Genomic DNA, 10,885 nt, shown 5'->3' on the forward strand with positions numbered 1-10,885 from the left:
TGACCAGCCGCGCCGCCCTCCCGCCCCGAGCTGGTCGCCCGGCGAGAACGTGACTTCGGGGTGAGAACGGCACTCTGAACTAGACGTTCTCACCCCGAAGTCACGTTCTCGGCTGCGGGGAGTGGGAGGTGGGGGGAGCGGGGGTGGTGGGGTGGGGGGACCGCGGGCGGCGGCCCACCAGCCACGTCACCCCCGCCAGGGCCAGCACCGCGGCGAACACCAGCGGCAGGTCGGCGCCCCCGGCGGCCGACGCCCCGGCGACCGCGTACGCCACGGCAGGGGCCAGCGCCCCGACGGCGGCCCAGAGGGCGACCCGCGTCACGGTCAGGGCCCGGGTGGTCCCGGCGACGATCGCGGTGGTCTCGGCGAGCAGCGGGAGCGGCCGCGTCACGACGATCGCGAGCGGACCCCACCGGCCGAGCAGCGCCGCGGCACGGTCCTGCTCGGCGGGCGGGGCGACGCGGGCGACGAGCGGGGCGCCGCCCCGCCCGAGGAGGTAGCCGACGACCGTGGCCCCGACCGCCCCGGCCAACGACAGCGCCGCACCCGCCAGAGCGCCGAACAGGGCGCCGTGCAGCACCATGACGACGCTCGACGGCACGGGGAGCACGACGTCGACGACGAGCAGCGTGACGCCGATCGCGGCGGCCGCCGCCAGCGGCATCCGGCCCATGGCGGGCGTCGGGTCGGTGAGCAGCTCGAACCCGGCGGCCTCGACGGCGACGAACGTCCCGGTGAGCAGCACCAGCAGCCCGACGGTGAGCAGGAGGTAGTGGCGGACGGTCACAGCGAGAACGCCAGCAGGCCGAGGTTCGCGCTCCCGGCGACCACCCAGTCCCCGTACACGGCCGGCCCGAGCGTGAAGCTGTTCGGTCGCTGCGGGCCGAAGCCGGGCGCCTGGTAGACGGCCAGGCCGGTGCCGGCGTCGAACCCGTACAGGGCGGGCCGGGACGTCGTCATGAGCACGAGGTCGTTGACGAGCACCGGTGAGCTGAAGCCTGCCTCACCGGGTGTCGTGTAGAGCGGCGGGGTGGCCGTGACGTAGCGGCTGACCCGGTCGGGGCCGACGCGGGTGGCCCAGGCGTCGGTGAGGTCCGCCCAGTCCATCGCCCGCAGGAACGGGGTGGTCGGCGAGTCGATCCCGGGGTGGGCGCCGCCGAACTCGAACCCGCCGAGGCCTACGAAGATCCGCCTCAGCCCGGCGTGCACGACCGGGCAGCTGAACGTCCCGTAGAAGTTCTCGGTGGAGATCTGGCCGTGCTCGACCTCGCGCGGGTCGACGAACCGCAGGCGTCGCCCGCGGTCGCCGGGGAACCCGCCGTTCCCGCCCGCGCGGGGCAGCAGCTGCCGCCGGGCGAGCACCTCCAGGGACGCGGCGTCGAGCACGAAGAACGAGCCGTTCTTGCAGCCGAGGGCCACGACCCGGCGGCCGCCGACGGTGTAGACCAGCGGGCTGGCGGCCATGTCGACGTCGCTGTCGTCGGGCCGGTAGTTGTCCGCGTTGGCGGGCTGGAAGAACCTGGGGGAGCCGCCCGTGGTGGCGTCGAGCGACAGGACGCCGAGCGAGTACTTCGGCTGCGGCAGCGGGTGCTGCGGGAGCACGTTGCCGGTCCCGACGACGACCCGGTCGCTCGCCGCGTCGTACGCGACGCTCGACCACGGCGACCCGCCGCGCACGGGAGGGTCGTCCGCGGCGGCGAACCCCGGGGGCAGCGGGCTCATCCCGACGGCGGTGCGGGGGATCACGTTCGGCACGTTGTCGGTGACGCCGGGGAACAGGGTGGTGCAGAACAGCCAGACGACGTCGCCGGACGCCGCGTCGAGGCAGTAGAAGAACCCGAACGCGTTGCTCTCGCTCTCGCCCCAGCCCACGTACACGCGGCCGTTGACGACGAGCGGCGAGCACCAGCCCTCGGCGTTCACCTGGTGGGTGACGGGCTGGCGGTGCGCGGGGTCGGCGTGCCGCATGTCGGTGACCCAGACCGGCGAGAGGGTCTGCTGGTCGAGGCAGTACAGCTTGCCGTCCTGCCCGGAGAAGTACACACGCCCGTCGACGACCGCCGGGGTGCAGGCGATGCCCGCCAGGCCCTGACGGGAGCCGCCCAGCGGCGGGGTGCTGAACGTGAAGCTGGACCGCAGCGCCCCGGTGATCAGGTCGATCGCGTAGAGCGTGCCGCCGCGCCCGGCGACCGCCCGGCGGCTGTTCCCGACGCCGACGTACACGACGTTGTCGACGACCGCGGGCACGGACACGACGGGCCCGTCGAGCGGGAGCCGGTACCGGGGGCGCAGGCCCCCGACCGTCGTCACGTCGAGGTGGCTGTCCGTGACGACCCCGGTGTGCTCGGGGTCGCGGTGGTACATCCACCAGTTCGCGCTCGCGGGCACGCCGGGCAGCGCGCGGGTGACGCGCGTGCGAGTCTCGGCGTGGCTGACGAGGAGCTGCTGCTCGGGGGTGCGGTCGCGCTCGAGGTCGCGGACGGTGCGCAGGAGCTCGTCGTCGTCGATGTCGCCGGGCAGCGGCAGCGCGACGACCCCGAACCCGTCGCCGCGCTCCATCTGAGCGAACCGGTCGGGGTCCGTCGCCGCGAGGTCCGCGGCCACGGCCTCCCGGAACGCCGGCACGGTCCCGGGCGGCACGGTGTCGACGGCCCGCCCGCCCGCGGCGGCGTCCTCGACGAGCTGCTCGGCGACCGGGTCGAGCGGCAGCCCGAACGCCTCGTAGACGCCCGGCGCGGTGACGATCGCCCACACGTGCCCGAGCCCGGGGACGGCCCCCGACGCGTCGACCACGGCGGACCCGCCGCCGGGGAGCCGGTGCAGCACCCGCACGGAGCCGGGGTCGATGCCGCGCACGTCGTCGTCGTCCACGGGCACCTTCAGCACCACGGGGACGAACCGCACGAGCCCCGCGACCTCGACGGCCGGTCCGACCCGGCCGAGGGCGGCCGCGGCGTCCTCGCGGACGGTCACGGTGAGCGACCCGTCGGGGTCCCAGCCGCTCGCACCGGGGAGCAGCACAGGGGTCAGGTCCTGGTCAGTCGGGGCGCTCATCGTCATCCCTCTCCTCGATCCTCAGGCGTCGGGCACCAGTCGCCACACGCCACCGCTCGACGCGACGGCCTCCACGCCGCCCGCCGGGCCCATCTCGAACCGTCCGAAGTCGACGACGTACGGGGTGCCGTCGACCGGGGAGAACGCCACGTCGATCGGCCGCAGCAGCGGGCCGGTGACGAGCGGGGTCATGGTCCAGGTGCGGGTGTCGACGCTCGTCACGGAACGGCCGACCCGCGGTCCCTCCGGCGCGGTGAGGGGCCGCTCGTCGCCGAACAGGGTGACCAGCACGGTGTCCCGCCACCGGGGGTCGCCGGCGGGGCCGACGGCGAGCTTGGTCGCGGCGGTGTGCGGGGGGAACCGGACGAGGCCGCGTTCGGGCGGCGGCAGGGTGGTGTGGTCGGCGAGCACGAACGTCGGCTTCTCGCCGCGGACAGGCGTGAGCGACGGGTCCGTGACGGGCACGCCGTCGACGTAGTCGGGCCAGCCGTACCAGGCGCCCGGGCGGATCTCGAACAGCACGTCGGGGGCGTCGCCGACCGGACGGCTGCCGCGGTCGTCGGCGCCCTGGTCGACGGCGAGGAGGCGGCCGTCGGGCAGGAACGCGAGCCCGTACGGGTTGCGGGTGCCCCACGCGACGAGCTCGAGGCCGGTGCCGTCGCGGCGGCAGCGCAGGACGGCTGCGGTGCACGGCACCTGGCCGGCCAGCAGAGACCCGGGCGGCAGCCGGGTGCCGAACGGCGCGAACGCCCCGGTCGTCGCGGTCGCCCCGGGGGAGCCGAGCGGGTCGGCGGTCTCGACGGCGACGTCGCCGAGCACCACGTCGAGGCCGGGCACGTCGGCGGGGTGGTCGTGGTTGCGGAGCCACCCCAGGTCGATGCCGTCGAGCCCGACCACGGCGGTGTTCGTCATGGCCCCCTGGCCGAGGTACAGCCAGCCGTCCGGACCGACCGCGACCATGTTCGTGTGGTAGTTCCCGCCGGTCGGCAGCCCGTCGACCACCGTGGACAGCGCCCCGTCGGGGGTCAGCCGCAGGACGGCGCCGGGGACCGACACGAGGACCGTTCCCTGGTCGTACGTCAGCCCGTTGACAGGGGCCGGAAGGCCGTCGACGACGAGCCGCCGCCGCTCGTCGTCGAGCCTGCCCGCCCACACGCGCCCGCCGGGCGCGGCGCCGCCGAACGGCAGCCCCGACTCGGCGACGTACGCGACGCCCTCGTCGTCGAAGGCGAGGCTCGTCGGGAACGTGAGGCGCGACCACGCCGGTTCCGCCACGACGGTCACGACGCGTCCTCCTCGAGGGCCGCGGCGACCTCGTCGTCCGTCATGCTCAGCAGCCCCACGGCGAGCTCCGCGACCCGCTCGACGCGCACCGGGTCGCCCTCCTCGACGATCACGGCGGCGAGGCTCGCGGCCGTCGGCGCCTCGAAGAACCGTTGCAGGGGCAGGTCGACGTCGAGGAGCTGGCGCAGCCGGGACACGATCTGCGTCGCGAGCAGCGAGTGGCCGCCGAGCTCGAAGAAGTTGTCGTCGACGCCTGCGCCGGGGGTGTCGAGGACGTCGACCCACACGGCGAGCACGAGCCGCTCGACGGGGGTGCGGGGCTGCGAGCCGCCCGTGCCGACGGCCTCGGGGGCGGGCAGGGCGCGGCGGTCGAGCTTGCCGCTGGACGTGTGCGGCAGCGCCGGCAGGAAGGTCAGGCGGGTCGGTATCGCCGGTTCGGGGACGCGCTGGGCGAGGTGCCGCCGCACGTCGAGCAGCGTGGGACGCGGGCCGTCGCCGGTGACGAGGTAGGCGGTCAGACCGCCGTCCCCGCCCGGCGCAGCGACGGCGACGTCCACGACTCCCGGCAGCTCGGCGAGGGCCGCCTCGACGTCGCCCGGCTCCAGCCGGACGCCGCGCACCTTGATCTGGTCGTCGAGCCGCCCGAGGAACTCGAGCTCGCCGGTCGGCAGCCAGCGGGCGCGGTCGCCCGTCCGGTAGACCTGCTCGCCCGCGTGCGTGACGAAGCGGCCCTCGGTCAGCGAGGCGTCCCCCAGGTACCCGGCGGTGAGCCCGGCGCCGGCGACGCACAGCTCGCCCGGCATCCCCACACCGGTCGGCACCCCGTGCGGGTCGAGCACGTGGCAGCGCACGTTCGCGATCGGCCGGCCGAGCGGGACGACGGGCTCGGCCGGGCGGCACACGTGCCACGTCGCGTCCCACACCTCGGACGTGCCGTAGCAGTTGTGCAGCTCGGCGCCGGGCATCGCGGCGTGGAACCGGTCGGCGAGCTCGGCGGCGAGCGGCTCGCCGCTGGCGACCCACATCCGCAGGTCGGGCAACCGCCGGGCCAGGTCGGGGTGGGTCGTCAGGAGCGTGCGCAGGAACGACGGGACGAGCCACAGCCGCGTGACGCGGTGCCGTTCGAGCACGTCGACGAGGCGGTCCGTGTCGGCCTTCACGTCGGGCGCGACGACGACGGTCGGGACGCCCTGCAGCAGCGCGCCCCAGATCTCCCACAGGGAGTCGACGAAGCCGGTCGGGGTCCGCAGCGCCGCGACCTCCTCCGGCCCGAACGGGTAGGTGCGCCACATCCAGTGCAACCGGTTGAGCACCTGCCGGTGGGTGCCCGCGACGCCCTTCGGGCGGCCCGTCGACCCGGACGTGAACAGCACGTACGCGGGGTCGACGCCCTCGGCGGGCGTCCCGTCCCACGGCGGGGTGTCCGCGTCGGCGGACAGCACGTCCACCGGCGCGTCCGGCCCGCCGACGACGAGGGTCGCGCCGGCGGTCTGCGTCATGAGCGCGCGCCGGTCGGCGGGGTACGCGGGGTCGAGCGGCAGGTACGTCGCACCGAGGAGCTGCAGGGCGACGGCCGTCGCGACGAGCTCGGGCGAGCGGTCGAGCAGCACCCCGACGACGGTGCCCGGTCCGACACCTGCGGCCGCGAGCCGTGCGGCGACGACCCGGGCCCGGCGGTCGAGGTCGGTGTACGTCCACCGGGTCCCGTCGGCGGCGACGACGGCGGTCGCGGACGGCGTCGACGCGACCTGGCGCGTGAAGAGCGTCGCGAGGCCGTCCTCGGGGACGTCGGCCGCCGTCGCGTTCCAGCCGTCGACGAGCGCACGCTCGGCCTCCGTCGTGAGGTCGAGGCGCGACAGCGCCACGTCGGGCGCGGCGGTCCCGCGGTCCAGGAGCACGGTGAACCGCTCGACCAGCCGCTCGACCGTCGCCCGGTCGAACAGGGCCGTGTCGTACTCCAGCGTGCCGTGCGCGCCGACCTCGCCCCCGGGCTCGTCCAGCGTCGCCGACCACACCATGTCGAAGCTCGCCGTGCCGCGCTCCGCCTCGACGGTGCTCGGGGTCGGTCCCGTCCGCGTCCCCGCCGGCGCCGTGACCAGCTGGAACGCCACCTGGCACAGCGGGTTGCGGGACAGGTCGCGCGGCGGGGCGAGGACCTCGACGAGCTTCTCGAACGGCACCTCCTGGTGGTCGAGGGCGTCGAGCGTGACCTCCCGGACGGCGAGCAGCGCCTCCCGGAACGTCGGGTCGCCGTCGAGCCGCACCCGCAGCGGCAGCGTGTTGACGAAGAACCCGATGAGCGGCTCGAGCTCGACCCGGGTGCGTCCGGCGACGTACGAGCCGACGACGAGGTCGTCCTGCCCGGTCCACCGCGCCAGCAGCGCGCCGAACACGGCGAGCAGCCCCATGAACGGCGTCGCGCCGGCGTTCCCGGCGAGGTCGCGCAGCCGGTCCAGCGGTGCCGCGGGCAGGGTGAACGTGAGCGTCGCGCCGGTGAACGTCTGCATCGCGGGCCGCGGCCGGTCCGTGGGCGCCTCGAGGACGGGGGCCCCTTCCAGCCGGCGCTGCCACGCGGCCAGGGCGCGGTCGAACGACGCCCCGTCGAGCTGCGCGCGCTGCCAGACGGCGTAGTCGGGGTACTGCAGCGTGAGCTCCGGCAGCGGCGACGGCCGCCCGGCGCCGAACGCCGTGTAGAGCGCCGCGAGCTCGGAGAAGAACGTCCGCATCGACCAGCCGTCGGCCACGATGTGGTGGACGGTCACGACGAGGACGCTGCGGGCGGCCTGCTCGCGCAGCAGGGTCGCCCGCACGAGCGGGCCGGTGGCCAGGTCGAACGGCCGCCGGGCCTCCTCGGTCACGGTCCGCGTCACGGCGGCCTGCACCTCGGCGGTCGTCCCCGTGAGGGGCACGACGACGAGCGGGACGTGCAGGTGCTCGGCGACGACCTGCACGGCCGACCCGTCGACCGGCCGGATCGTGGTCCGCAGCGACTCGTGCCGCCGCACCACCTCGTCGAGCGCCCGCTGCAGCACCGCCGCGTCGACCGCGAACTCGAGGCGCAGCGCGACGTCGATGTTCGCGAACGCGCTGTGCGGCACGAGCTGGTCGAGGAACCACAGCCGCTGCTGCTGCGAGGACAGCGGCACGTCGGCGCCCGGCGCGCGTCGCGGGATCGCGACGTGCTGGGACCGGGCGGCGCCGTTGATCCGGCGGGCCAGGAGCGCCTGCCGTTCCGCCGAGATCCGCTCGGCCGCCGACGAGCCCGTCATGACGCGTCCCGCTCGTCCGCGGCGAGCCGCAGCACCTCGTCGTCCGAGAGCCCGGTGATCTCGGCGCGCAGCGCCCCCTCGACCTCGGCCGCGAAGGCGCCGAGCGTGCGTGCCTCGAACAGGGTCTGCACGGGGAGCTCGACGTCGAACTGGCTGCGGACCCGGGCGACGACCTGCGTGGCGAGCAGCGAGTGGCCGCCGACCTGGAAGAAGTCGTCGGCGAGCCCGATGCCGTCCACCCCGAGCACCTGCGACCAGATGTCGGCGACGGCGACCTCCAGCGTCGTCGACGGGGCGAGGTAGGCGGTGCCGACGTCGGGCCGGCCGGAGTCGGGGCGGGGCAGCGCCCGGCGGTCGACCTTGCCGCTCGGCCGCCGCGGCACGGCGTCGAGCAGCAGGATCGCGCCCGGCAGCATCGACTCGGGCAGCCGTGCCTCGAGCCGGGTGCGCAGGTCGGGCACGAGCCGCTGGCGCAGGCTGCCGCGCAGCGGGTCGTTGACGAGCTCCTGCCAGGTGAGGGCGTCGTCCACGCGGCCCGCGAGCGGCCAGGTGGGCGGCGGGTCCGCGCCGACGGCGACGTCGAGGGCGAGGCCGGTGACGTCGAGCTGCACGTCGGCGCCGAGCCGCCACACGTCCTCGGGCTCGACGCCGTCCGGTGCGGGCGGCTCGGCGGCGAGGAGGTCGGCGACGGTCGCGTCCCCGGGCTGGTCCGCGACGCGGGAGTGGGCACCGTCGAGCCGGACGTGGGGCAGGCCCGTGACGAGGGCCGGACCGGTCGCGTCCCGCACGTCGGACAACGCGCGTCCGGGCCTCGTCGGGAGGCCGTCCGACGGCGCGGCGCGGCGGCTGAGCACGACGTCGTACCGGAACCGCGACAGCTCGTTGTCGTACGTGCCGCGCTTGGGCCGGACGCTGACGGACCGCAGGCCGTCCGTCCGGTCCACGAGCAGGCGGAACAGCGCGGGATGCACGACGAGCTCCTGCTCGGACTCGCGGCGGCGGCGCACCCGGTCGCGCAGGCTCGACAGCGGGAGCGCGCCGGCCGCCCGCGTCAGCTCCACGGACGTCGCGAGGGCGTCCAGGGCGGGCAGGCTGCGCACGTCGCCCACGAAGACGGACCCGTCCTCGCACAGCGCCCCGGCGGCGAGAAGCAGCACGTCGACCAGGTACTGCGCGTCGGGGAAGTACTGCACGACGGAGTTCAGCACCACGACGTCGAACGTCGCCGGCTCGTACGGCCCGGGGTCGTGGGCCGCGGACACGCGGGTCTCGACGGAACCCAGGCCGTGCCGGGCGAGCCGGGCGTCGAGGAGGTCCACCGCGGCCGACGAGAGGTCCGTCGCGACGTACCGCTCGCAGTGCGGAGCGACCCGGGACACCAGGAGGCCGGACCCGGCGCCGATCTCCAGGACCCGTCGCGGGCGCAGCTCGAGGATCCGCTCGGCGGTGGTGTCGGCCCAGGCCCGCATCTCGTCGGCGGGCAGCGGCGCGCCCGTGTACGTGCTGTCCCACCCGGCGATGTCGAACCACTCGTCGTCCGGCTCCTGGGCGCCGCGCGCGTAGGCCGTGTCGTACAGGGTGCGCCAGTGCTCGACCTGCGCCGCGGCCTGGTCGGACGAGCGTTCCGGCTCGGGCACGACGTACGCGACGAGCCGGGTCCGCCCCCGGTCGTCCGCCTGGTCGACGACGACGGCGTCCTGCACGCCCGGGTGCTCGGCGAGCACCGCCTCGATCTCGCCGAGCTCGATGCGCACCCCGCGGACCTTCACCTGCGTGTCGACGCGCCCGACGAAGTCGAGCGCCCCGTCGGAACGGCGGCGCACCAGGTCACCGGTGCGGTACAGCCGCTGCCCGCCGTCGACGTCGAGCCCCTCGACGAACCGTTCGGCGGTCAGGTCCGGCCGCCCGACGTACCCCCGGGCCAGGCCGGGACCGCCCAGCCAGAGCTCGCCGACGACGCCGACGGGGACCTGCTGCCGCGCGGCGTCGAGCACGTGGCAGCGGACGTTCGCGATGGGCCGCCCGATCGGCGGCCGCCCCTCGCTCGGCGAGCACACGGCGGCGGTCGCCCAGATCGTCGTCTCCGTCGGGCCGTACAGGTTGAGCATCGCCCGCCCGCCCGTCGCCCACCGGTCCACGAGGTGCGCCGGGCACGCCTCACCCGCGACGGTGACGACGCGCAGCGCGGGCAGGTCGTCGGGGTCGAGCGTCGCCAGCACCGACGGGGTGAGCGTGACGACGCTGACGTCGTGCCGCTGCAGGAACCGGGTGAGCGCCGGGCCAGGGTCGAGGGCCTCGCGCGGCCCCAGGCACAGCGCCGCGCCGGTGCACAGGCCCATCACGGTCTCGAACGTCGCCGCGTCGAAGCTCAGCGACGCGAACTGCAGCACCCGGTCGCCGGGGCCGGCGCCGATCAGCCTGCGCTGCTCGGCGACGAGGTTCGCGAGGCCGCGGCGGGGGACCTCGACGCCCTTGGGCCGGCCGGTCGAGCCGGAGGTGTAGATGACGTAGGCGAGGTCGTCGTCGGTCGCGGTGGGCGGTGGCGGGGTGTCGGGGTCGGCGGTGACGTCGAGCGTGTCGAGGTCGAGCGTCGGCGTGCCGGCGGTCGGGAGGCTGCGGTGCAGGTGCGTCTCGGTGAGCAGGAGGGCCGGGCGGGCGTCGGTGAGGATGTCGCGCAGCCGGTCGGGCGGGTAGGTCGGGTCGAGGGGCAGGTACGCGCCGCCGGCCTTGAGCGTCGCGAGCAGCGCGACGGGCAGGTGCGCGGTGCGTTCGGCGCACACCGCGACGAGGGTGCCCGGGCCGACGCCGAGGCCCCGCAGGTGGTGGGCGAGCCGGTTCGCGGCGGCCTCGGTGCGCGCGTACGTCCACGTCTCCTGGTCGGTGACCAGCGCGGTCGCGTCCGGGGTCGCCGCGGCGTGGCTCGTGACGAGCGCCTCGACGGGTCCGTCGGGCACCGGTGCGGCCGTGCGGTTCCAGGCGGCCAGCGCCGCCCGTTCGTCGTCGGTGAGCAGGTCGAGCGTGCTCAGCGGGCGGTCGGGGTGGCTGGTCGCCGCGGTGAGCAGGGTCGACAGGTGGGCGATGAGCCGGTCGATCGTCGCGGGGTCGAACAGGTCGGTGTTGAACTCGACGCGCCCGGCGACGGTGTCCTCGTCGTCCCAGGTCGTGACGACGAGGTCGAAGACGGCGGTGCCGCGCTCGACCTGCAGGGTGTCGGTGGCCCCGGCGGGTGCCGTGCCCTGGTGGGTGTGCGGGTCGGAGAAGAGCTGGAACGCGAGGGA

Annotated in this window: 5 protein-coding genes; all 5 read right to left on the reverse strand. The window is 75.7% G+C overall.

Going from position 1 to position 10,885, the window contains the following annotated elements; genetic code table 11:
• Positions 1-100: 100 nt before the first annotated feature.
• The gene (locus Cch01nite_RS08265; protein WP_203751063.1) at positions 101-787 is read right to left on the reverse strand and encodes a VTT domain-containing protein; all 687 of its coding nucleotides are present in this window, start codon (positions 785-787) and stop codon (positions 101-103) included.
• Positions 784-3,054, reverse strand: a complete 2,271-nt coding sequence (locus Cch01nite_RS08270) for a PQQ-binding-like beta-propeller repeat protein (protein ID WP_203751074.1) — start codon at positions 3,052-3,054, stop codon at positions 784-786. The genes Cch01nite_RS08265 and Cch01nite_RS08270 overlap by 4 nt, the downstream gene beginning before the upstream one ends.
• A 21-nt stretch (positions 3,055-3,075) precedes the next feature.
• A complete protein-coding gene (locus Cch01nite_RS08275; protein ID WP_203751075.1) occupies positions 3,076-4,338 on the reverse strand; it encodes a PQQ-dependent sugar dehydrogenase in 1,263 nt (420 codons plus the stop codon).
• Positions 4,335-7,607 (reverse strand): non-ribosomal peptide synthetase, encoded by a 3,273-nt coding sequence (locus Cch01nite_RS08280; RefSeq protein ID WP_203751078.1) that lies wholly within the window; start codon positions 7,605-7,607, stop codon positions 4,335-4,337. The genes Cch01nite_RS08275 and Cch01nite_RS08280 overlap by 4 nt, the downstream gene beginning before the upstream one ends.
• Positions 7,604-10,885: non-ribosomal peptide synthetase (locus tag Cch01nite_RS08285; RefSeq protein ID WP_203751096.1), on the reverse strand; the 3,282-nt coding region annotated here is incomplete at its 5' end. The genes Cch01nite_RS08280 and Cch01nite_RS08285, both read right to left, overlap by 4 nt.

This window comes from Cellulomonas chitinilytica, from assembly GCF_016862675.1.
Classification (GTDB): domain Bacteria; phylum Actinomycetota; class Actinomycetes; order Actinomycetales; family Cellulomonadaceae; genus Cellulomonas; species Cellulomonas chitinilytica.